This window comes from Yoonia sediminilitoris, from assembly GCF_003058085.1.
Lineage (GTDB): Bacteria > Pseudomonadota > Alphaproteobacteria > Rhodobacterales > Rhodobacteraceae > Yoonia > Yoonia sediminilitoris.
Genome location: NZ_QBUD01000001.1, coordinates 163,285 through 185,000, shown reverse-complemented (window position 1 = coordinate 185,000; position 21,716 = coordinate 163,285). Strand labels below are relative to the sequence as shown.

22 protein-coding genes are annotated in these 21,716 nt (G+C 58.3%); 4 read left to right on the top strand and 18 right to left on the bottom strand.

Features of this window, described 5'->3' with window-relative positions:
• Nucleotides 1-223: 223 nt before the first annotated feature.
• On the bottom strand, nt 224-2,182 hold the full coding sequence (gene acs, locus C8N45_RS00935; RefSeq protein ID WP_108384356.1) for an acetate--CoA ligase: 1,959 nt from the start codon (nt 2,180-2,182) through the stop codon (nt 224-226).
• Nucleotides 2,183-2,361: 179 nt separating this feature from the next.
• On the opposite strand from acs, the gene C8N45_RS00930 reads away from it, so the two are divergent.
• On the top strand, nt 2,362-2,826 hold the full coding sequence (locus C8N45_RS00930; protein ID WP_108385075.1) for a YdcF family protein: 465 nt from the start codon (nt 2,362-2,364) through the stop codon (nt 2,824-2,826).
• A 73-nt stretch (nt 2,827-2,899) separates the two neighbouring features.
• Nucleotides 2,900-3,565, top strand: coding sequence for a hypothetical protein (locus tag C8N45_RS00925; RefSeq protein ID WP_108384355.1), 666 nt, complete (start codon nt 2,900-2,902; stop codon nt 3,563-3,565).
• Nucleotides 3,566-3,585: 20 nt separating this feature from the next.
• Here the strand turns inward: C8N45_RS00925 and ureG are convergent, their stop codons facing one another.
• The 12 genes from ureG to C8N45_RS00865 form a co-directional block, all read right to left on the bottom strand.
• Nucleotides 3,586-4,194: an urease accessory protein UreG gene (ureG, locus tag C8N45_RS00920; protein ID WP_108384354.1), complete on the bottom strand. Its 609-nt coding sequence runs from the start codon at nt 4,192-4,194 to the stop codon at nt 3,586-3,588.
• Nucleotides 4,195-4,210: 16 nt separating this feature from the next.
• Entirely contained in the window at nt 4,211-4,846 is a 636-nt protein-coding gene (locus C8N45_RS00915; RefSeq protein ID WP_108384353.1) for an urease accessory protein UreF, read from the bottom strand.
• A complete protein-coding gene (locus C8N45_RS00910) occupies nt 4,836-5,288 on the bottom strand; it encodes an urease accessory protein UreE (protein ID WP_108384352.1) in 453 nt (150 codons plus the stop codon). The genes C8N45_RS00915 and C8N45_RS00910 overlap by 11 nt, the downstream gene beginning before the upstream one ends.
• 28 nt (nt 5,289-5,316) lie before the next feature.
• Complete coding sequence (locus tag C8N45_RS00905; RefSeq protein ID WP_108384351.1) at nt 5,317-5,550, bottom strand: DUF1127 domain-containing protein; 234 nt, start codon at nt 5,548-5,550, stop codon at nt 5,317-5,319.
• A gap of 120 nt (nt 5,551-5,670) precedes the next feature.
• The gene (ureC, locus tag C8N45_RS00900) at nt 5,671-7,431 is read right to left on the bottom strand and encodes an urease subunit alpha (RefSeq protein ID WP_108384350.1); all 1,761 of its coding nucleotides are present in this window, start codon (nt 7,429-7,431) and stop codon (nt 5,671-5,673) included.
• Between the two features lie 12 nt (nt 7,432-7,443).
• Nucleotides 7,444-8,091 (bottom strand): hypothetical protein, encoded by a 648-nt coding sequence (locus C8N45_RS00895; RefSeq protein WP_108384349.1) that lies wholly within the window; start codon nt 8,089-8,091, stop codon nt 7,444-7,446.
• Nucleotides 8,092-8,186: 95 nt separating this feature from the next.
• Complete coding sequence (locus C8N45_RS00890; RefSeq protein WP_108384348.1) at nt 8,187-8,492, bottom strand: urease subunit beta; 306 nt, start codon at nt 8,490-8,492, stop codon at nt 8,187-8,189.
• A gap of 48 nt (nt 8,493-8,540) precedes the next feature.
• Entirely contained in the window at nt 8,541-8,843 is a 303-nt protein-coding gene (locus C8N45_RS00885) for an urease subunit gamma (RefSeq protein ID WP_108384347.1), read from the bottom strand.
• Nucleotides 8,844-8,847: 4 nt separating this feature from the next.
• Nucleotides 8,848-9,612: an urease accessory protein UreD gene (locus C8N45_RS00880; RefSeq protein WP_511259391.1), complete on the bottom strand. Its 765-nt coding sequence runs from the start codon at nt 9,610-9,612 to the stop codon at nt 8,848-8,850.
• A gap of 356 nt (nt 9,613-9,968) precedes the next feature.
• Entirely contained in the window at nt 9,969-12,260 is a 2,292-nt protein-coding gene (locus C8N45_RS00875) for a glycosyl hydrolase family 28-related protein (protein ID WP_108384345.1), read from the bottom strand.
• A gap of 115 nt (nt 12,261-12,375) precedes the next feature.
• Nucleotides 12,376-12,780 carry a DUF4864 domain-containing protein gene (locus C8N45_RS00870; protein WP_108384344.1) on the bottom strand — a complete coding sequence of 135 codons (405 nt, stop codon included), beginning with the start codon at nt 12,778-12,780 and terminating at the stop codon, nt 12,376-12,378.
• Between the two features lie 383 nt (nt 12,781-13,163).
• Entirely contained in the window at nt 13,164-14,729 is a 1,566-nt protein-coding gene (locus C8N45_RS00865; protein WP_108384343.1) for a lysine--tRNA ligase, read from the bottom strand.
• A gap of 112 nt (nt 14,730-14,841) precedes the next feature.
• On the opposite strand from C8N45_RS00865, the gene C8N45_RS00860 reads away from it, so the two are divergent.
• On the top strand, nt 14,842-15,261 hold the full coding sequence (locus tag C8N45_RS00860; RefSeq protein WP_108384342.1) for a tellurite resistance TerB family protein: 420 nt from the start codon (nt 14,842-14,844) through the stop codon (nt 15,259-15,261).
• Here C8N45_RS00860 and dacB read toward each other — a convergent pair.
• The 5 genes from dacB to mgrA form a co-directional block, all read right to left on the bottom strand.
• Nucleotides 15,258-16,721, bottom strand: coding sequence for a D-alanyl-D-alanine carboxypeptidase/D-alanyl-D-alanine endopeptidase (gene dacB / locus C8N45_RS00855; RefSeq protein ID WP_309498326.1), 1,464 nt, complete (start codon nt 16,719-16,721; stop codon nt 15,258-15,260). The genes C8N45_RS00860 and dacB overlap by 4 nt on opposite strands.
• Nucleotides 16,721-17,305, bottom strand: a complete 585-nt coding sequence (locus tag C8N45_RS00850; RefSeq protein WP_108384340.1) for a nicotinate-nucleotide adenylyltransferase — start codon at nt 17,303-17,305, stop codon at nt 16,721-16,723. Before C8N45_RS00850 ends, dacB begins: the two co-directional genes overlap by 1 nt.
• Before the next feature lie 72 nt (nt 17,306-17,377).
• Complete coding sequence (locus C8N45_RS00845) at nt 17,378-18,196, bottom strand: TolB family protein (protein ID WP_108384338.1); 819 nt, start codon at nt 18,194-18,196, stop codon at nt 17,378-17,380.
• 27 nt (nt 18,197-18,223) lie between these two features.
• Entirely contained in the window at nt 18,224-19,828 is a 1,605-nt protein-coding gene (locus C8N45_RS00840) for a glycoside hydrolase family 43 protein (protein ID WP_245882508.1), read from the bottom strand.
• Entirely contained in the window at nt 19,825-20,874 is a 1,050-nt protein-coding gene (gene mgrA / locus C8N45_RS00835) for an L-glyceraldehyde 3-phosphate reductase (RefSeq protein ID WP_108384337.1), read from the bottom strand. Before mgrA ends, C8N45_RS00840 begins: the two co-directional genes overlap by 4 nt.
• Nucleotides 20,875-21,025: 151 nt before the next feature.
• Here mgrA and C8N45_RS00830 point away from each other — a divergent pair, with 151 nt between their 5' ends.
• On the top strand, nt 21,026-21,697 hold the full coding sequence (locus C8N45_RS00830) for a DUF2306 domain-containing protein (protein WP_108384335.1): 672 nt from the start codon (nt 21,026-21,028) through the stop codon (nt 21,695-21,697).
• Nucleotides 21,698-21,716: the final 19 nt, after the last annotated feature.

The following is a 21,716-nucleotide window of genomic DNA, read 5'->3' as shown; positions in this document are numbered from 1 at the left end:
CATCCGGGGGGCATCGTATCGATTCGCGCTACGCTTTTGCTGAACAGGCCGCCTGCAAACGCCGCGGCTCGTTCTCAAATCTGTCTCAATGGCGCTGACGTCAGGCACGGATACGCATGCGCCAACCAGCAACCTGTTTTCTTGCAGAAAGGATGGAGTTGGCCGACACTTGAAAAAAGGCCCACCATTACTGGCAGGCCCCAAAAGAAATATGCGCCGGCGCTTACTGCTTGTTCATCCGATTTTCGATCAGATCCTCGACCACAGAAGGATCAGCCAGCGTCGATGTATCGCCCAGCGCGCCGAAATCATCTTCGGCGATCTTGCGCAGGATGCGGCGCATGATCTTGCCAGAGCGTGTCTTGGGCAGTCCAGGTGCCCATTGCAGCAGATCAGGCTTTGCAATCGGCCCGATCTCTGAGCGCACCCATGTTTCCAGCTCCTTGCGCAATTCATCGCTTGGCTCTTCGCCTGACATCAGCGTGACATAGGCATAAATCCCCTGCCCTTTGATATCATGCGGGTAGCCCACAACGGCAGCTTCGGCAACTTTCGCGTGCGCAACCAGTGCGCTTTCGACTTCTGCCGTTCCCATCCGGTGCCCAGAGACGTTGATCACATCGTCGACCCGCCCCGTGATCCAGTAATAGCCATCGGCGTCGCGGCGGCAGCCGTCACCGGTGAAGTAGTAGTTCTTGTAGTCGCTGAAATAGGTCTTTTCAAACCGCTCGTGATCGCCCCAGACAGTGCGCATCTGCGCGGGCCAGCTGTCTTTGATGCACAGCACGCCCTCGGCCACCGTTTCGTGGATTTCCTCACCGGTTGTGGGTTCAAGAATAACCGGCTGGATACCAAAGAACGGCACCGTGGCCGACCCGGGCTTGGTCGCAACTGCGCCGGGCAACGGGGTCAACAGATGGCCGCCGGTTTCAGTCTGCCACCATGTATCAACGATCGGGATTTTTCCTTTGCCGATGGTCGTGTTGTACCAGTTCCACGCTTCGGGGTTGATAGGCTCGCCCACGGTTCCCAGCAGTTTCAGATCGGACAGGTCGTATTTTTCGACAAAGCTGTCACCTTGGCCCATCAGCGCCCGAATGGCAGTCGGTGCTGTGTAGAACTGATTGACCTTGTGCTTTTCACAAACCTGCCAGAACCGGCCCGCGTCCGGATAGGTCGGCACCCCTTCGAACATCAGGGTCGTAGCCCCGTTGGCAAGCGGTCCATACACAATATAGCTGTGGCCCGTGACCCAACCTACATCGGCCGTGCACCAGAAAACATCGCCATCATGGTAATCGAAAACATACTGATGCGTCATCGAGGCATAGACGATATAGCCACCCGTCGAGTGGACCACGCCCTTTGGCATGCCCGTGGATCCTGATGTGTAAAGGATGAACAGCGGATCTTCGGCGTTCATCTCTTCTGGGGGGCAGTCTGCTGAAACGGTTTCTTCGATCTCGTGTAGCCAATAGTCGCCATCTGAGCGCCAGGCGATCTGCTGGCCGGTCCGCTTAACGCATAGGCACTTGCAATCGTGCATGACGTTGATCAACGCTTGGTTCACACTGTCCTTGAGATTTGTCACCCGCCCGCCCCGCGGCGCGCCATCAGCGGTAATCACGACCTTTGCATTCGACCCGCTGATCCGCGCAGCCAGCGCATCGGCAGAGAACCCGGCAAAGACAATCGAATGAATCGCGCCAATCCGCGCGCAGGCCAGCATTGCATAGGCCGCTTCGGGGATCATGGGCAGGTACAGAACAACACGGTCGCCTTTCTTGACGCCCAGTTCCTTGAGACTGTTAGCCATCAGACAGGTTTTTTCGTGCAACTGCGCATAGGTGATATGCTGCGCCTCTTCATCGGGGCTGTCGGGTTCCCAGATGATGGCAGTTTGGTCAGCACGGGTTTCAAGATGGCGGTCAATGCAGTTAGCGCTGATATTCAGCGTGCCGTCTTCGTACCATTTGATGTCCACATTGCCGGGGGCAAAGCTGGTATTCTTGACCTTGGTATAGGGCTTGATCCAGTCGATGCGCTTGCCATGTTCGCCCCAGAATGCTTCGGGGTCATTGATCGACGCCGCATACATTTCGTCGTATTTTGCCTTGTCCGCATGCGCGCCAGCGGCCATCGCCGCAGACGGTGGATAGAGTCCTGCTGGTTGATCGGTCATGACTTCCCCCCTTCGAATTGATATTCACTTTGGATCGCATCATGGGCAGAATGACGCGGAATCCAAGTCCGTCGTCGAACCGGCAGCAGGATTTGTCAAGTTTTGGCGGCCAAAATGACAGCATTTGTAAAAAATTTTACCCCCTTTTCTTCTCCGTACCAAACGGCATAGCTGAAATCATGGATGCAATTCTTGTTCTTGGCGCGGCTGTCTGGTCCGATGGGCCGTCGCCCACATTGCGCAGACGCACGGCCCATGCCGCAGAGTTGTGGCATGCCGGGGCTGCTCCGAGCATTATTCCATGCGGGGGTTTGGGCAAACACCCCCCCTCCGAGGCGGCCGCGATGCGAACCCTTTTGCTGAATGCAGGGGTCTCTGCTGATGCCATCATCCTGGAGGATCAATCCACGACCACGCTTGAGAACATCCGGAACGCGCGGCCACTGCTGCCCGGACCCAATGTCATTATCGTGACAGATCACTACCACGGGCGGCGGGCGCTGATGGTGGCACGGCATTTGCGACTGAATGCACGGGTATCGGCACCAAAGCACCCTCATCCGCCAATAAAACACCAGATTAGAGAAACCTTAGCCCGCCTTGCCTATGCATATAAATTGCGCGGTTTGGGGCGGAACGGTTAAGATGGCCTTGCCGCCTTAACGTTTGGTTAACTCTTGCCCCCACAGGATGCGAAGGGTGCGGCAAGGGGACAGAATGCGCCACATTTTGACAGGGTTTTTCTTGCTGGGGCTCGCGACGTCCGCAGACGCGGGCGCTTGGAACCGCGAGAAGGGGCAATTGTTTGTCTCTTCAGGGCTGAACCTGTGGGCCAGCGACTGGGGGTATGTGCCAAATTACTATGACACCACAATCTATGGTGAGTACGGGCTGACAGACCGTGTCACGCTTGGCTTTGACTATTTCACCGCAGATCGGGATAATAGTCACACCGCCGTGGGTTTTGCCCAGTTTCCGCTGGGCGATGTGACTGGCGCAAACCGTTATGCGGCCAGTCTGGGTTTCGGTCTGGAACGCGATCAGGACGATGACATTGATTATCTGATGCGCGGCGGCCTGTCATGGGGACGCGGGCTGCAAAGTGGATGGCTGGGTATTGATGCCAGTGCGACCACCCGCACCTCTGACCGGACCTATCGGCCCAAGGTCGATTTCACATGGGGCCACAACCTGTCAGACGCATGGACCACCATGGTCCAACTGCAAACCGGCGAAGGCAAAGACGGTACCCGCTTTGCCAAACTCAACCCGACCGTCATTTACAGCCTGACAGACAATGCCCGGGTCAACCTTGGCCTTGTGGAGCCAATCACAGGACCAGAAGAAAGCAGCCTGCGCATCGGGGTATGGTTCACCCTCTAAGGTGGCACGCCACATCGCCCTTAAAGCCCCCCGATGTGTCGCAGATTGTTGATGATTTCATCCAGCCCCTGCCCGTTGCGCAGACTGGCAAAGACGCATGGCAGATCACCGCGCATCCGGGCGGCATCATGTTTCATCACGTCCAGTGACGCGCCGACATGGGGCGCAAGATCTGTTTTGTTAATGACCAGAATGTCGGACCGTGTAATCGCCGGGCCACCCTTGCGGGGGATTTCCTCGCCTGCCGCGACATCAATCACATAGATCGTCACATCGGCCAGTTCAGGGCTGAATGTGGCCGACAGATTGTCGCCGCCACTTTCGATCAATACCAGTTCCAGATCGTCGTGGCGCTGGCGCATCTCGGCAATGGCTGCCAGATTGATCGACGCGTCCTCGCGGATCGCCGTATGCGGACAGCCCCCCGTTTCGACCCCCATGACACGATCAGCCGGCAGGATTTGCATCCGCATCAGGGCTTCTGCATCTTCCTGCGTGTAGATATCATTAGTGATGACGCCAAGGCTGATCTGGTCCTTCAGGGCGCGCGCCAATCCCGCCGTCAGCGTGGTTTTGCCTGCGCCGACGGGGCCACCAATCCCTACCCGCAATGGGCCGTTTACCGACATTTGTCTTGTCCTCTTTTCATGACCGGAAAATCCGCGTGTGCTGGGTCGCATGCTGCATTGATGCGATATCAACGGCAAAGGTCGCGCTGCCGATATCATCAAGCGTGGCGTTTGCCGTCTCTTGCCCGATCTGCACGCACAAAGGCTGCAGGTCATGCACGATCTTCTGCGCCGCAGTCTGCCCCAAGGGCATCAAACGGGTAGCTGCCTGCACCAGATTACTGGCAAAGGCTTGTAGCCAGACCTGCGCAACAGGGACGGCGTCCATATCCATCAGGCCAGCGGCCCTTCCCACCGCGACAGGATACGCCATATCAGGCAAATCCAACCCCCAAACGGCGCGTGTCGTAGCTGCAAAGGCGGCCCCTTGCTGCAAAGTCTCTGCCCGGCGCTCCCTGGACGGGGCCAGCGCGGCGGCAAGATCAGCCAGCGCATCCAGATCATCCCCCAGATGCGCCTGATGCAAAAGGATGGCATCGGTGCGCCCGGCACCGCGCGCCAAAACGTCAGTAAGCCAATCGGCTAAGTGATGGATCTGTGTGATGTGGCCGGCACTTACGGCGCGTTCCAACCCATGCGACCAGGCGAAGGCCCCTACCGGAAAAGCCGGTGACAGCCACTGCGTGAGGGTCAATAGGCGATCAGCCTGCATGGGAATGGCTGTGATCGTGACCCATTGTGCGCCCGTGGCCGTATGCCCCGCCTTCGGGCGTGAAGGGACCATCGAAATCCACGACCTGCGCGCCAAGCTGTTCCAGCATCGCCCGCATGACCTTTTCGCGTTGCACAACCAGCGCACCGTCTTCGATGGCACAGGGCGCATGGCGATTGCCAACATGCCATGCCAACCGAACAAGGTCACCGGTGACGCGCATCAAGGGCTCGTCTGCGGCAGCGACCGCGATTGTGCGCCCGTCGGACAGGACAAAGCCGTCGCCAGCATTGATGGATGTCGTGTGCGGCAAATCGACGAGGAAGGACACCGCCGCCTCTGACTGCAATCGCTTGCGGCGCAGGAGCCGTGCATCATAGGTCAGTTTGACACAATCATCGCTGTGCGCATGATGGACAATATGGTTGGCCACTAGGGTCATGACCCAACCCTTCCCCAGATCAAGGCGTTTACATGAGATGCGGGACGGCGTTTCGCAACGCTTCTTCGCGGGTCATTCCTTTTTCCGCCAGTTCCGCGTCGGTCATGGCCGAGACTGCATTCAGCGCCTGAACGCGCGGGTTGTTTTCGGCGAGATAGACCAAACCATTGCCAATGGCACGAACCGGTGCGAGAAGCATGTGACCCAGTTCGGCCAGAACTTCGGAGTTTGAAATCAGTGAGTTGTCGGATTGGAAAGCCATGATGTGCCTCTTGCAAGCGTGTTTCTTTCCTCCCTTCCAACGAATTAGGTCCCACACTCACCACAAACAAGCTTTCATCCTGCAAAGCGACTATGCGCCCAGTGCATTGGTTTGTTAACGTCAAAATAAGAAATACCTCTGCGCCATGGGCAGGCTTTCCGCCGGTTCGCAGGTCAGCAATTCACCATCGGCGCGGACCTCGTAGGTTTCGGGGTTCACTTCGACATGCGGCATCGCGTCGTTCAACTTCAGGTCCTTCTTTCCAATCCCGCGCGTATTGACCACGGGCAGTGTCTGTTTGGCCAGACCAAGGCTGTTGCCGATGCCTGCATCCTGTGCGGCGGCGCTCACAAAGGTCACCGCAGAATTTTCCACCGACCGCCCGTAGGCCCCGAACATCGGGCGGGTATAGACAGGCTGCGGCGTCGGGATAGATGCGTTAGGATCACCCATCTGCGCGCAAACGATCGTGCCCGCCATAAGGACCATCTCTGGCTTGACGCCAAAGAACGCAGGGTCCCACAACACCAGATCGGCGCGTTTGCCTTCCTCGATCGACCCCACATGCCGTGACAGGCCATGCGCAATGGCGGGATTGATGGTGTATTTGGCGATATAACGCCGGACGCGCATGTTATCGTTGTCGCCGGTTTCCTCATTCAGGGACCCCCGCTGCACCTTCATCTTGTGCGCGGTTTGCCATGTGCGGATGATCACTTCGCCCACGCGGCCCATCGCCTGACTGTCAGAGGCGATGATCGAAAAAGCGCCCATGTCGTGCAGAATATCCTCAGCGGCGATGGTTTCACGCCTGATCCGGCTTTCGGCAAAGGCCACGTCTTCGGGGATGGATTTGTCCAAGTGGTGGCAGACCATCAGCATGTCCAGATGCTCGTCGACCGTATTCACCGTAAAGGGCCGGGTTGGATTGGTCGAAGATGGCAGCACATGTGCTTCACCACAAATCTTGATGATGTCGGGCGCGTGTCCACCCCCTGCCCCTTCGGTGTGGAAAGCATGGATCGTGCGGCCTTTCATGGCGGCAACGGTGTTTTCCACAAACCCGCTTTCGTTCAGCGTATCAGTGTGAATCATCACCTGCACGTCCCAGGCGTCCGCCACCGACAGGCAGCAATCAATCGCTGCCGGGGTTGTGCCCCAGTCCTCGTGCAGCTTCAGGCAGGACGCGCCCGCAAGCACCTGTTCTTCCAATGCGGCAGGCAGCGATGCGTTCCCTTTGCCTGCAAAGGCAAGGTTCATCGGAAAGGCGTCAGCCGCCTGCAACATCCGGCCAATATGCCAAGGGCCCGGCGTGCAGGTTGTCGCGAGCGTGCCATGCGCAGGCCCGGTCCCGCCGCCGATCATTGTGGTCAGACCAGAATGCAGTGCATCCTCTATCTGCTGGGGACAAATAAAGTGGATATGGCTGTCGATCCCGCCAGCGGTCAGGATACGCCCCTCACCGGCAATTGCTTCTGTACCCGGGCCGACGATGATATCCACGCCGGGTTGCGTGTCTGGATTACCCGCTTTGCCGATCTTGACGATCTTGCCGTCCTTGAGGCCAACATCGGCCTTGATGATACCTGTCCAGTCAACGATCAGCGCGTTGGTGATAACCGTGTCAACCGCGCCAGCGGCGCGGGTCACCTGACTTTGGCCCATACCATCACGGATCACCTTGCCGCCGCCGAACTTCACCTCTTCGCCATACAGCATGGCATTGCTGCCCGTGCCGCCCGTCGCGGCAGCCCCGGCAAGTTCGGCGGTCAGGTCACGCTCCACCTCGATAATCAACTCGGTATCCGCCAACCTTACGCGATCCCCAACCGTGGGACCGAACATTGCGGCATAATCAGCGCGGGATATCGAGGCAGGCATGGGCGTCTCCGGTCAGGTTTTGGCTTTGGCCCCGGCATCACCCAAAGGCACATCTGCGAGGGTCACAGGCTTCTTGGTTGATCCGGATGTCGTTTTGGGCGCGGCTTTATTGGCCGCTTTTGCAGGTTCAGCAGGTTTCGAAACCTGCGTTGGCGCTGGCTTTTTCGCCGCAGCGGGCTTTGCGCTCTGCCGGGGCTTGGCAGTTTTCGCAGCAACCGCAGGTTTCGCAGCAGAGGCTTTGTCAGTTGCTTTTGTTTCGGGGGTCTTTTCTTGAGAGGCGGGTGCTGATGTCACCTTGGTAGCAGCAGCAGATTTCGGCCCGGGCTGGCTCGTGACGGGCTGTGCCACAGGCGCGGCTTTGCTCTTTTCGGCAGCAACGGGTGCGGCAGGTTTGGCAATTGCCTTTTTGGGGGCTTGCTTTTTGAGGGTCGGCTTTGCCTTGGCAGGTGTCGCTGTCTTTTTCGCCAGTGCCTTTGCAGGCTTTGCTTTCGGGGCGGGCTTCTTGACGGATGCATCGCCAAGGAAAGGCGCATAAAGCGCCTTTTGCGCCGCGTACGTCTGGTCAAGCATGGTCTGTGTCATGCGCATCTGTTGGCCGATTACGGCCGCTGACGCGCGCGCCATGTCGGCAGAAAGTGAAAGTGCGATAGCTGGGGTCATATTTCATTCCTCAGGGTTGAAGGGCAATTTTGCCCGTCCACCATAACGCAATGCGGCTGCAAGTGCAGCATCTTTCTGCAATGCAGCATCCCACATCACAACGCCCCCATGACCTGCCCGTTGAAACCAAAGACATGGCGGGAACCCGCAAGAGGGATCAACGCAACCTCACGCCGCTGGCCCGGCTCAAAACGTACAGCAGTCCCGGCAGCAATATCCAGACGCATGCCGCGCGCCGCTTCACGGTCAAAATCAAGCGCCGGATTGGTTTCGGAAAAGTGAAAGTGGGACCCGACTTGCACTGGCCGATCACCGGTATTCGCCACCATCATGGTCAGGGACTGTGCCCTTGCATTCAAGGAAATTTCGCCCTCTGCTGTCATCACTTCACCTGGTATCATCGCATCACCCTAACCTTCTTATGGCCAAAAATATCCCCGCCGGAGGCATCACCGGATCGGATCATGCACTGTCACCAGTTTTGTGCCGTCCGGAAAAGTCGCCTCGACCTGCACTTCGTGGATCATCTCGGCGATGCCATCCATCACCTGGTCGCGGGCAATGACCTGCGCGCCTGCCTGCATCATATCCGCCACCGACCGACCGTCGCGCGCGCCTTCAACGACCGCATCAGTGATCAGCGCAATTGCTTCGGGGTAATTCAGCTTGACCCCACGTGCCAGCCGCTTGCGCGCCACTTCAGCCGCCATGGCAACCAGTAATTTATCCTTTTCGCGCGGGGTCAGCTGCATCTTTCTAAAGTCTCCAAACCTTGGGAAGCGGCACCTCAGAGAGTGCCTCGATCACCGGAATAATATCATGGCGCAGATCAAAGCCGTCTTTTGCCAAAAACCGCAAAAGCAGCAGGTCATCCGCGATCAGGCTCGCACCGGCTGTTTCAGGCAACGGCAAGTCTGCATGCAACGCCGCCTTGGGGCCCGCCAAAAGCACGGTCGCCATCGCACGTGCACCGCCTGCAACCGCGCGATGCGTCAGCATCCGGTGCGCATCGCCCATCAGACGCACGGCATCCGCAAAGACAAGCTTCTTGTCACGAAAGATCCGCCACTGATCCGTAAACGACAAATCATGCAGGTCCTCGCCCATGGCTTCGCGGCCAAAGATGAGCGGCTCGACAATCAGCGCTGAGGCGTCACTCTCCAGATCAACCCGCAAGCGCCGGGCCAGCGCGGCACCCTCGAACAGAATCGTCTCCTGCGGCAGCCAGTGGATGCAGCCACCGGCGGCAACTGTCATTGTCACGTCGCTGCGCGCGACCTGCCCCGGCTGCGCCCGGTATGCCCGTTCCGCCGCTTGCGACGATAGCGACAAAAACGCGTCAGGCCCCGCAGCCAGCGCATATTGCATCCGGTCGCCCCCGGTCAGCCCACCTGCTGTATTCAGGAACACCGCATCAAGCGCCTTGCCCGCGACACGCGGAAACAGGGCCTTGAGAGACCCGCTTTGGCGCAAATCATCAATGACAGACTGGTCGCCCCGCCGTTTCGCCGCAAGTTGCAGGCCACCCTGCGCACGCGGGGACGCAACGGTCTTTATGGGGGCAGCGTAGGTAATCTTGCGGTCTCTTTGGCTTGTTCACCCTATCCATCCCAAAAAACGGGCCCTTGACCAGTGGCCACGCGCATTTTCAACGCAATTGGCCCAATGGCCACCACGTTTTGCACAATTTGCAGGCATTCGGCAAAGAATGGCGACCCGGTGGCGTCAATGAAAACGCACGCCAGTCTTAAAACGAGTGAAGCTCCCGAAAAAATCCGGGAGCTTGATTGCATACGCGTTTGCGCCCTGCTGCTTGGGCTAAGCGCATCATCATTAAAGATCAGGCTGCATGATACCCAAACTCAGGATACAAGGGATCAGTCCTCTGGCTGATCCATCCGCACCTGATAGCGGACCTTACCCTTGACCGCGCGCGACCATCGCAGATTGATGCTGCGCCCGCCCGTCCCCTGTTCCGGCTCCGCGTAGGGCATCTCGTAGACGCGCGCCCCGGATGAGGTGGTCACTGCCCCTTCGGGCATCACGCTATCGACAAACTGCGCGGGGCCGTCAAATGGCAGGTAATTCTTGGTGCTCATCACCCACGTCGCGGCCTCTGACGCCTGGCTGTGGGACAATGACATCGGGTTATGCGCCGGTTCATTCACATTGTGATAGACGTTGCCTGCAAATGTCAGACGCCGGGTGCGGCTGTAGTCAAGATCGGCAAAACTTGTGTCGACATGTTCCACCCTGTCGATCCGCCCATTGAGCGACCGGAAAACATTGCTTACGACTGAAAACCCGTTGATGTAGTGGCCCGGGCCATAGGGTTTGATCACGATGAAATTGAACCAGCCCGCGACGTCATTGGTGGTGAAGATATTGCCGGTGATCGTCATCCCACCAAAGGAGAACTGTGCGCCCAATGCGGGTTCGCTCAGGTGTTCATTGGTCCATTCGATAAAGTTGTTGTCGCAGTAGTTCCCTGTGAATACCGACTTGGGGTTCAGCGATGTGATCACAATGCCACCCTTGCGGATGCCATTGACCTCATCATCGCCGTGAAACCAGTGGTTGCCGGAGATCAGGCTGCCTGACCCCGCCAATACACAAAAATGCTTGAACTTGCTGGTCCGGTTGTCGCGGATTTTGACATCATTGGCGTTGGTGTTGAGGCCTATGCTCTTGCGGTTCGACACCGGGATCGCCTGCTCGTCCGAAATGAACTGGCAGCGGTCAATCATCATCCCCTGACAGCCCCGCCCCGGTGACGTGATCCCACGGTCCCTGGGCTTGTTGATGAAACAATCGCGCACATGAAATGTGAACCCTTCAGGGGCCATCATGATCGCGCTTGCCTCGCCCAGCCCCTGAAATTCGATATCGTCCAGAACAAACTGGCTGAGCTTCTCGAAACCGGAAAAATCAAGCATGTATTTGAACCGCTTGAAGGTAAACACCTGCGTGCCTTCCGCATCATAAAGCGGCTGACTCAGCGTGATCCGGCTGCCCGCGACATTGACCTCGCGGACATAGACTTCGCGGCCCACGCCGTTACCTTCGACCACAGCCCCAACCGGAATGCTGGCGATATTGGCCACGTTCGTCAGTTCGCGGTCGTTTGACGCCGAATAGGTGGCTTGCGCTTCGACTTCGATGGTGTCCCAAGCCGCGCCTGCAATGGGTTGGAAATGCCCGTTGCGGATCACCCGCCGCGTTTCAAACCGGTCGCGTGTGGGGTCGGCCGCCTGCATGTCCACAGGTTCCGACAGCGCAATGCGTCGCCCGCCCAGATCAAGCGATTCATGGTCTGCGAAATTGATCAGCGCCTGAAACGCCTTCTTGAACGCCAGTTCTTCGTTCTCGAACGCCTCAAGATAGCTTTGGTAATTGAAACCCCGTTGCAGAATAAAGCGATGTTCTGGGGCTTGACTGATTGTCCCTTCAAAACTGACCGGATTGGCCAGTGTCACACTATCACCCAGCAGATAAACGCCCTCTGGCACAATAATGGTGCGCCCACCAGATGCGTTGTCAGCCGCCTCGAAGGCGGCAGTGTCATCCGTCGTGCCGTCGCCTTTCGCGCCAAAGTCCCGCACATCGACAAAGGCCAGCAAATCACGCAGGAAAACGCTTGTGACATCCTCGATCTGGATATCATCGACCCGGACAAGGCCGCCGCTCGGGCCCGTCAAGTCAATCCCGAAGTGCCCGTAATTGGCCCCCGTCCAAACCAGATCAACGCCCGTGCGATCGCCCGTGCCAACGATGGCGCTGATCTCAACCACCCCACCGTAGCTATCCAACTGTACGGAAGGCCCCGCGCCCGGCAATCCGGTTGCCTCTGCGCCGCCCGCAAGCCCGGCCCATCCTGAAATGCGCACCGCTGGCATCGGCCCTGCGACAGCCTTGACCCGCGCAGTGATCCGCAAATAACACCCCGGCAAAATCGGCGTTTCGCCCATATAGCGCACGCGCGCCATTGGGTCGGTTTTCAGCACCTCAAGACAGCCTGCAAAATCCTGATCGGCAGCGACGAACACGCCCGATCCGCTGACGGCATAGGTGTCAGACCCCGGCGTGCCATCGCCGCTGGACCAGACACCAAGACCGGCTGCGAAGGGCAGCGGGTTGAACACGATACCGTCGGTGATTGCTTTATTCATGAAGAAAGACCCTTGTGGCAGCAAAAATGCAAAAAGCCCGGCGCAAACCGGGCCACTCGCAAGTCAGGCTACATCTGAGGTCTAAAACATGGCTGACAGCACCGTGACGGTGCCCCTACGCCCCAACGTCAGGGGCGGGGACCAGTTGCACGCCATTGATTTCCCAGCCGCGTTCAGTCTGGATCATGTCATAAAGCAATACATGCAAATTCCCGTTCTGGTCCCGCAAAAGCACCTTCTGTCGCTGTGCATCACCGATCTGCTCTTGATCTAGAAATTCGACCCGGCTGTTGTCCCACACCATCGGATAGCCGCGCTGCACCATCGTCCCGAAATTCTCGGGATTGCCAAAAAGGCGCTGGATCATAGGGCTGGCATATTGCCAGGCCATATCAATATCGCGGTCATTGAAGGCCTGAAGCTGGTCGCCGATCACGCCTTCGATTGTCTCCTTTGACTGCGCAAAGGCGGTCGTTCCCGCAAGCCAGAATGCCAATATGCAAGTGAATAACCGTCCCATCGCCGCTCTCCTGATTATCTTTCCACTTATAGATACGGGCAGGGATGGGGATTAGTTTCAAAATTCTTGGGTTGTCTATGCGCGAAGCCAGGTCACACCTTCAACGCATGTCCGGTCCTGCGCCATTGTGACCACAGGTGCAGAGCGGGAATTGCCCGACCTGGGGGGGGCGGTCGGAGCGGGTGTTTGGCACGGGCCCGCGCATCACGCGACCGCTCTGGCGCCTGGCAGGCCGTTGCAAATCGCCCTCCAGGGGGAGGTCGGGCGATGTCCGAACTGCGCCGGGCAGTTGATCCAGTTGGGAAGGTTTCTACGAACGCGAACGGCCGCCCCGGGCCGCACATCAGACCAGCTCATTTAGCGTAAACCACCAAGCCTGCGCATTATGCCGCCAGCTTTTCTTCGATCAACGCGACCGTTTCGTCCACACCGTAAAGCGCGATAAAGCCACCGAAGCGGGGACCCTGCGATGCACCCAGCAGCACTTCGTACAGGGCGGTGAACCAGTCGCGCAGATTCTCGAACCCGTGGTCCTTGCCGACAGAAAAGACCAGCGATTGCAGGGCTTCTGCATCCAATCCGCCGTCCCAGTCCTTCAACCGCGCGGCCAGATCGGCCATGGCGGCGCGTTCAGGGTCGGTTGGGGCGCGGTAGGTCTTGGTGGGCTTCACGAAGTCGTTGTAATAGGCGACGGCAAAGCCGGCAGCCTGATCCATCTGCGGGTTCTTTTCGGCTGATGCGTCCGGCGCGTAACGCTGGATAAAGCCCCAGAGGGTTTCCTTGTCCTCGGCGCCCGACACGGACGCAAGGTTTAGCAACATCGCAAAGGGAACCACCATATCGGAGGCGGGCACATTATGGCCGTGGATATGGAACACCGGGTTGTTCAGGCGCGCCTTGTCATCCTGTGTGGCATAGGCGCGCAACTGCTGGTGATATTCATCGACCGCTTTGGGGATCACATCAAAATGCATCCGCTTGGCCGTCTTAGGCTTTTGATACATGAAATATGACAGGGACTCTGTCGCTGCATAGGTCAGCCATTCGTCAATCGACAAACCATTTCCCGACGTCTTCGAAATTTTGCGCCCCTCCGCGTCCAGGAACAACTCATAGGTGAAATGTTCCGGCGCGCGGCCGCCCAAGGCCCGACAGATGCCGTCGTAAATGGGCGTGTTGGTGGCGTGGTCCTTGCCGTACATCTCGAAGTCGACGCCAAGTGCGGCCCAGCGGGCACCAAAGTCCGGCTTCCACTGCAATTTGCAGTTCCCGCCGGTCACCGGGATCGTCACGTCGGTCCCGTCCACGTCTTCAAATGTAATCTGGCCGTCCTTTGTGACCTCTTTCATCGGCACATAAAGCACCTGCCCGGTCGTGGGGCTAATCGGCAGGAAAATCGAATAGGTCTGGCGCCGTTCTTCGCGCAAGGATTTGAGCATGATCGCCATCAGCGTTTCATACTCTTCCGCCGCCTTCAGTAGGATCGCATCCATCTTGCCAGACCTGTAATAGTCCGTGGCCGAAGCGAATTCATACTCGAAACCGAATGTATCAAGGAAATTGTTCAGACGCGCATTCATATGTTCGCCAAAGCTGCCGTGGGTACCAAAAGGGTCGGGAACCGACGTCAGCGGCTTTTGCATGAAGGGCTCCAGCGCTGCGGGGTCGGGAACATTGCCGGGGATTTTGCGCATCCCGTCCATGTCGTCCGAAAAGCAAAGCAGTTTGGTGGGGATGTCCGATATCACCTCGAACGCGCGGCGCACCATCGTGGTGCGGCTGACTTCGCCGAACGTCCCGATATGGGGCAGGCCAGAGGGACCATAACCCGTCTCGAACAGCACATACCCCTTTTCAGGGTCCTTCTTTGCGTAACGTTTGAGCACACGGCGGGCTTCCTCAAAGGGCCAGGCCTTGGATGTCATCGCTAGGTCACGCAGATTGCTCATGGTATCTCTCAGAATCTCGGTATTATGACCCCAACGGCCACAACTGGCGCACTCCCTATTGCGAGACGGGCACAGCGTCAATAAATGGGTGCAGCAACCAGAGGGAAAAGCCATGCTCGAAGAAGGACCAATGACTGCTCAAGACGCACTTGTGGCACTCATGATTGCCGTGTCGGCATCCGATGAAAACATTCGCACGTCTGAACTGGTCAAGATGAGCAACGCGATAAACAACCTGCCGGTCTTTGCAGGCTTTGACCCCGAACGGTTGCCACGCATGTCCAAGGTTGTGTTTGACCTGCTCGAACCAGAGGACGGGCTGGAGGCCTTGTTTGGCCTGATCCGCGATGCGCTGCCCGAACGCCTGTATGAAACAGCCTATGCCCTGTCATGTGATGTGGCCGCAGCCGATGGCAGAATCGACGGCCCCGAAGCACGGATGCTACAGGAAGTCCGCGACGAGCTGGAGATCGACCGTCTGCACGCCGCCGCCATCGAACGGGGCGCAAGGGCACGTCATATCACCCTTTAGGCGCCGCGCTTGATCCAATGCTGCAAGAGCCTTTGCTGCAATGCCTTGGCTTGCCGGTTCCATTGTCTGGCCCCGGCGGGCGATTCGTCACCTGCCCGTTTGCCCTGCTCCCGCTTTTCCAGATCAGCCCCGAAAAAGGCAAACGCAAGGTCTTGCCCCCCGGAGGTGCGGACATAGCCCGCAAGGCTGGACACGAAATTCAACGTACCTGTCTTTGCCTGTACGTGTCCCAGATGATTGCGGACCACCTTGCGATTAGCATCGACCATCTGAATCCGCTTCATCAGCGGGCGCAGTGTTGCGGCTGCGCCATCGGCGCTCAGGAACGACACCATGTCAGCCGCCGAGACGCGCGATTCATCACCGAGGCCGGAGTGATCCACGAAGTGCGGCTGAATACCCGCGCGATCCCCCGCCCAACGCGCCATCCCGAGGGCAGAGGTGCGCAAGCCGCGCTGCGTGCCGGTCAGGGCCGCAGTGGCAGAAAGCCCAGCGGCCTCTGCCGTGATATTGGTCGAAAAGCGCAACATCGACCGCATCATCTGGTCAAGCGGCGCACTGCGCCAGACTGCCAACGCGCGGCCCTGCGGCAACTCTGCCAGCTCTTGCGGTCGCTTCAGGACGATTCCGTGCGACCGGGCAAAGGTCGCAAAAACCTCTCCTGCATAAAGCGCGGGACGACGGACCGGCAGCCAACGTGATCCGCCATTGTTCAATGCGCGGCGGGCGACGGTCCAGTCATCGACGCCGTCGCGCTCTTGATAGGTGAAAACCGGGCTCTGGCGATCGACAACACTGACGCGGGCGGTGGTGACGGCCGGGCGATATTTTTCGCTGCGCGCATCAAGGGCAGTGGTGTATTTTGCGCCTTCGCGCTTCCATTCGAAATGCACCCTGTTGAAGTTCAGGTTCAGGCCGGTCACAGCTGGGTTGTACCCGACATGGTCCAGTTGGGTGTTGTCGATTTCATCAAGGTTGACCAGCGCGTTGTCCCAGACAAAAAAGTCGCCTTTCACCTCACGCAGACCGGCCGCTTTGATCTGTTCTGCCAGATCGGCAAGTTGATCGGTCACCAGATTGGGATCACCGCCACCGACCAGAATCAAATCACCATCCAAAACGCCATCCAGAATGGGACCTGCAGCAATTACCCGTGTCTCAAACTGATGGGCAGCGCCCAGCGCTTCGATTGCATAAAGCGCGGTGACAGCCTTGGTCACACTCGCAGGCGGCAAAGCGGCATCGGGTTTAATCGCCTCGCGCACTTCTCCGGTCGCCAGATCAGCAACGACGCACCCGACCGACCCCGACAGATTGGCGCGCGCGATCAGGCGGGCAGCAGGGTCATTGACAGAAAGGCGGGCGCGTGGCCGGATCGACGTCAACGGCGCCTCCGCCCTTGCCTGCGTGGCCAGCAGGGATGCGGCTCCTGCAAGCAGATGTCTCCTGTTGACAAGCATTACCATTCTCCTCGGGCGCGGATTGCCGATGATGACTGGTCTGACATGGGCAGATTAACAAAAGACCACACCGGCGCTTTCCTGCGCCCCAAACCATGCGAGGCCTGCTTGGGCAGTTTGGCCTGTGCATAAATCCGCGCGGCCTTTGACGTTCGCGCGGCAAGCCTGTCGCCGGGGCGGGCAAGGACGCCGACCGGCACGTTGTCCATAATCCAGCGCCAGTCATGCCAGCGGTGCAACCCGGTCAGGTTATCAGCGCCCATCAACCAAACGAACCGGACCCCCGGATAGCGGCGGTGCAGCGCCGCAATGGTCTGGGCGGTATAACGGGTGCCCAGATGAGTTTCGATGTCTGTGACCAGCACACGGGGATGCGTCATCACCGCCCGTGCGGCCTGCAATCGGTCGTCAATCGGAGCGGGCCCAGCCGTTTTCAAAGGGTTTCCCGGACTTACCAGCCACCAGACGCGATCCAGATCAAACCGTTTCAGGGCCGCCTTGGTGATATGCACATGCCCTTCATGCGGCGGATCGAATGAACCGCCCAAAAGGCCAATGACTTGTCCTGCTCTTGCTGTCGGCATGCCGTGCAAACTGTTCCACCTTTGATTTTACAGGGGCAAAAAGCCGGGACCGCCCCCAAAAGTAAAGCCTTTTCAGGCAAGATAGCGCATGAAAGCAAAGCGCGCGCTGTCCGGAGCCCAACAGGGAACATTGATCGTGCCCTGCCCGCCATGCAGCCGGGTCAACAACCTTGACGACCCGCCAACTGCGGGCATCAGCCGCAAGGCAACGTCCAGTCCGCCCGGGTGCCCGCGGGTCCCCGCCTGATAGGCAAGATACACAACATGCTGCCCGTCAGGCGATGGATGCGGGAACCAGTTGACAGCATTATCGTCAGTCATCTGCTGCAGGCCAGTCCCGTCAGGATGAATACGCCACAGGTTCACCGCACCTTCGCGCTCTGCGTTAAACCAGATCCACTGGCCGTCGGGCGTATAATCAGGGCCATCAATGTGGTCAAAGGCATCAGTTACGCAAACCTCATCATCGCCTGCCACCGTACACGTCAACAGCGCAAACGGCCCGCCGCGCCGCCCGACATAGGCCAGCCTTTGACCATCGGGCGCCCAGCCGTGCCAATAGGAAGGCACAGTGTCGGTTACCCGCACAGGCACGCCACCCGTTACAGGCAGACTGTAAATGCAGCTCGATTCCGTCCGACTTTTGTCACTGATAACAAGCATGCTGCCATCGGGTGAAATTCCGTGATCATTGTTGCAAGCGGTCGCATGACCGGTGTCGATCAAATGCAATGCCGGTGCGGCCAGCGGCACACGAAACAGCCGCCCGTCACCATTGACAATCAGATAGCCATCAGGGTGCCAATTCGGGGCTTCAATATGCCCGTCGTGGCGCAACAGCACTGTGGCTTCACCCCGGGCCATATCGAACAAGCACAGCTCACTTTGCATTGCTGACCCCAGCTTGAATGACAGATGTCAAACTGTCCCCTCCGGCAGGTAGTCAAACTTGGTAAACCGCGCCTCTTTCCCCCCGCCCGAAGTATCAAATGCAACCACCCCTACAAAGGCCCCGGTAAAGGACGCATGTTCGCCGCGCCCGCCTTCGTCCGAAATGACCGAGGCGTCGAGGGCCGGACCAAAAGCAATCCAGTCGCCGCTCTGACGATAGAAAAACTGTTGGGTGGGGCCATTCACATCGACGCGCAGCTCCACTGGACCATCGGTCAGAGGGACATCAGCAGCAGGAAAGGATAGTGCCCCATCCGGCCAATCACCGGGACAAGACATCAAGGTCAGCACGCGCCCGCCATCCGCGCCAAGGCCAACCATGGCCGCATGAAATTTGTGCCTGTTGTAGTATGTCGTAAGCCCGGCCGCTTGCTGATAGGTCTCGGGCGCAAAATCCCACAACATCGTTTCCACGCGGTACGCATGATGTTCCTGCCTGCGGGCCACCAATGCCTGCTCAAACCAGCTGCCAATGCTCTCACGACCGATCAGGACCAGTGCGTCAGGGTCTTCACGAAAAATACGGTCACGTTCCGGAGTGCGCAGCCACTGGAACTCTGGTGGCAAATTGCCACCAAGTGTGCGACGCACAGCGGTAGGGGGGCGTTGTGCCACATCAACTGGTGCAGGCACCGTGGCGCGCGGGACCATGCCTCCGGCCTTCAGGTACAGCCAATCATCAAGCCAGACGACCTCTTCTATCCCTGTCTCGCGCCCCAATGCACAAAACGGACCATGTGGCCCCGGCAGAGGACGGCCCATCAGGAACGTGTGGTAGTGAGCGCCCCAATGGGTTTCGACATATTGGCCATGACCAGTGCGCTGGATCGGACCATCAGATCCTGCCGCGCACATCACGTGCAGATCGGGGTGATTTTCATAAGGCCCCCAAATATCGCGGGACCGGGCCAGCGTGACCGCATGATCATAGCCTGTTCCACCCTCTGCGGTGGTCAGGTAATAATATCCGTTGCGTTTGAAGATATGGGGCGCTTCTGTCAGGCCACGGGCCGTGCCCTGATAAATATTGCGAACCGGACCAAACAGACCTTTGTCAGGCGACCACTCCTGCAACAGAATACCATCAAAAGATGCATGGGCCGGATTGCCGCCCGTGCCGGGGCCACGGTGGTTCCATTGCATATTCATGAAATACTTGCGGCCATCGTCCTCATGAAACAGAGACGGATCAAAGCCGGATGAATTGACGTACCAAGGATCGGTCCATGTTCCGTCAATCCTGTCGCATGTGGTGATATAGTTCGGCGCATCCTTAAAGGCACCGTCCAGCCGCTTTACATCCGTATAAACCAGCCAGAACTTGCCATCCGCATAGGACAGGCATGGCGCCCATATCCCGCAGCTATCCCCATTGCCCCGCATATCCAGCAGGGCGGCACGGTTCAGCGGCCGAGCCACAAGGTCCCAATTGACCAGATCACGCGAGTGGTAAATCTGCACCCCCGGATACCATTCAAAGGTGGATACGGCGATGTAATAGTCCTCTCCTACCCGGCAGAATGAAGGGTCCGCATTGAAACCGGGCAGAATGGGATTGGTGATCATGCTCATCGTTGTGCGGCGCCTTTCACCTGCTCGGCGGATTGGGCCCAAAGGTTGATCTGCTCTTCATCTGCATATTGGTCAATCAGGGCCAGCTCATCAGCAGTGAATTCAAGGTTATCCACGGCACCGGCACAATCCACCACCTGACTGGGCTTGGACGCACCAATCAGGGCGGTCGTAATACCGCCATCGCGCAACACCCATGCAATTGCCATCTGGGCAAGGGTCTGACCACGACCCTCGGCGATCTCGTTGAGCTTGCGGATATTGCCGATCGCCTTTTCGGTAATCATCGCGGGGGCAAGGGACTTCCCCTGTGAGGCGCGGCTGTTGTCGGGCACCCCACCAAGGTATTTCTTGGTCAGCATACCCTGTGCAAGGGGGGTAAAGGCAATGGAACCAACACCCAGCTCCTGCAACGTCTCCTTCAGGCCGTCCCGCTCAACCCAGCGGTTCAGCATGTTGTAGGATGGCTGGTGGATCACACAGGGTGTGCCCAGATCATTCAGAATGGCGACCGCCTGCCGCGTGCGCTCTGAGTTATAAGATGAAATACCGGCATAAAGCGCACGACCGGAGCGGACAATGTAATCCAGCGCGCCCATGGTTTCCTCCAACGGGGTGTTGGGGTCAAAGCGGTGCGAGTAAAAGATATCGACATAGTCCAAACCCATCCGCTTGAGCGATTGATCACAAGACGACACCAGATACTTGCGGCTGCCCCATTCGCCATAGGGGCCGGGCCACATCAGATAGCCCGCTTTGGAGCTGATAATCAGCTCGTCGCGATAGCCGGCAAAATCCTCGGCCAGAATGGAACCGAACGCATGTTCCGCCGACCCGGGCGGCGGGCCATAATTGTTTGCCAGATCAAAATGGGTGATGCCATGATCAAATGCTGTACGGCAAATATCGCGTTTGGTGTCATGCGGGGTGTCATGGCCAAAGTTGTGCCAAAGGCCCAGACTAATGGCTGGCAGCTGCAATCCCGACGCGCCGCAGCGACGATAGGTCATCCGGTCATAGCGGTTTTCTGCTGGTACGTAAGTCATCCCACATCCCCCTTTGTTGTTTGCACCTGATAGGCACCACGGGGCATGTAAGATGTCAACTACAGGGTTGCCCACAACGGGCTGGCGGCAACAGACACCAAACCGTAAGATGGGTTTTAACCCATCCCCGCACGCAGCCTAAGCTCGCCATATGAAAACAAGACGCGCAACAGCCTATCTTCAACCAGCCCTGTTGCTGCTTGCCATGCTTTTTGCCTTCCCCTTTGTTCTTTATGCGGTGCAGTTCGGGCAAGGCGGGCTGCGCAATGCGTTGCCTGAGCCACACTACATCTTTTCCGACAATGCGACAGCCAACATCGGGATTTTCACCCATATGATCACCGGCGCATTGGTCACGCTTCTGGTACCGTTGCAATTGTTTCCAAGCTTGCGCGCCAAAGCACCGCGCTGGCATCGGTGGTCGGGCCGGATAATCATTATGTCTGCACTTATCACCGCTGTGGGCGGGCTGATATATATTGGCCTGCGCGGCACCATTGGTGGGACCGCAATGAATATCGGGTTTGCTCTGTACGGCGTTTTGATCCTGATAGCGGCGACCCAAACGGTGCGCCATGCGCGCAGTGGTCGGATCAGCGCCCATCACGATTGGGCGCTGCGCCTGTTTTGGCTGGCGCTGGGGTCCTGGCTTTACAGGGTGCACTATGGGCTGTGGTATCTTGCTACCGGCGGGCTCTGGTCAAATCCACAATTCACCGGCGGCTTTGATCTGGCACAGAATATCGGCTTTTATGTCCCCTACCTGATCGGGGTTGAACTCTATCTTGCCCGCAAGCGGCGACCGGTCCATCGGCACCCATGACGGCTTTCCATTGGCCGAG

What these genes read in the sequence shown, in the direction of transcription:
- acs (WP_108384356.1), bottom strand. Translation starts at nt 2,182, where the DNA reads ATGACCGATCAACCAGCAGGACTCTATCCACCGTCTGCGGCGATGGCC.
- C8N45_RS00930 (WP_108385075.1), top strand. Translation starts at nt 2,362, where the DNA reads ATGGATGCAATTCTTGTTCTTGGCGCGGCTGTCTGGTCCGATGGGCCG.
- C8N45_RS00925 (WP_108384355.1), top strand. Translation starts at nt 2,900, where the DNA reads ATGCGCCACATTTTGACAGGGTTTTTCTTGCTGGGGCTCGCGACGTCC.
- ureG (WP_108384354.1), bottom strand. Translation starts at nt 4,194, where the DNA reads ATGTCGGTAAACGGCCCATTGCGGGTAGGGATTGGTGGCCCCGTCGGC.
- C8N45_RS00915 (WP_108384353.1), bottom strand. Translation starts at nt 4,846, where the DNA reads ATGCAGGCTGATCGCCTATTGACCCTCACGCAGTGGCTGTCACCGGCT.
- C8N45_RS00910 (WP_108384352.1), bottom strand. Translation starts at nt 5,288, where the DNA reads ATGACCCTAGTGGCCAACCATATTGTCCATCATGCGCACAGCGATGAT.
- C8N45_RS00905 (WP_108384351.1), bottom strand. Translation starts at nt 5,550, where the DNA reads ATGGCTTTCCAATCCGACAACTCACTGATTTCAAACTCCGAAGTTCTG.
- ureC (WP_108384350.1), bottom strand. Translation starts at nt 7,431, where the DNA reads ATGCCTGCCTCGATATCCCGCGCTGATTATGCCGCAATGTTCGGTCCC.
- C8N45_RS00895 (WP_108384349.1), bottom strand. Translation starts at nt 8,091, where the DNA reads ATGACCCCAGCTATCGCACTTTCACTTTCTGCCGACATGGCGCGCGCG.
- C8N45_RS00890 (WP_108384348.1), bottom strand. Translation starts at nt 8,492, where the DNA reads ATGATACCAGGTGAAGTGATGACAGCAGAGGGCGAAATTTCCTTGAAT.
- C8N45_RS00885 (WP_108384347.1), bottom strand. Translation starts at nt 8,843, where the DNA reads ATGCAGCTGACCCCGCGCGAAAAGGATAAATTACTGGTTGCCATGGCG.
- C8N45_RS00875 (WP_108384345.1), bottom strand. Translation starts at nt 12,260, where the DNA reads ATGAATAAAGCAATCACCGACGGTATCGTGTTCAACCCGCTGCCCTTC.
- C8N45_RS00870 (WP_108384344.1), bottom strand. Translation starts at nt 12,780, where the DNA reads ATGGGACGGTTATTCACTTGCATATTGGCATTCTGGCTTGCGGGAACG.
- C8N45_RS00865 (WP_108384343.1), bottom strand. Translation starts at nt 14,729, where the DNA reads ATGAGCAATCTGCGTGACCTAGCGATGACATCCAAGGCCTGGCCCTTT.
- C8N45_RS00860 (WP_108384342.1), top strand. Translation starts at nt 14,842, where the DNA reads ATGCTCGAAGAAGGACCAATGACTGCTCAAGACGCACTTGTGGCACTC.
- dacB (WP_309498326.1), bottom strand. Translation starts at nt 16,721, where the DNA reads ATGCTTGTCAACAGGAGACATCTGCTTGCAGGAGCCGCATCCCTGCTG.
- C8N45_RS00850 (WP_108384340.1), bottom strand. Translation starts at nt 17,305, where the DNA reads ATGCCGACAGCAAGAGCAGGACAAGTCATTGGCCTTTTGGGCGGTTCA.
- C8N45_RS00845 (WP_108384338.1), bottom strand. Translation starts at nt 18,196, where the DNA reads ATGCAAAGTGAGCTGTGCTTGTTCGATATGGCCCGGGGTGAAGCCACA.
- C8N45_RS00840 (WP_245882508.1), bottom strand. Translation starts at nt 19,828, where the DNA reads ATGAGCATGATCACCAATCCCATTCTGCCCGGTTTCAATGCGGACCCT.
- mgrA (WP_108384337.1), bottom strand. Translation starts at nt 20,874, where the DNA reads ATGACTTACGTACCAGCAGAAAACCGCTATGACCGGATGACCTATCGT.
- C8N45_RS00830 (WP_108384335.1), top strand. Translation starts at nt 21,026, where the DNA reads ATGAAAACAAGACGCGCAACAGCCTATCTTCAACCAGCCCTGTTGCTG.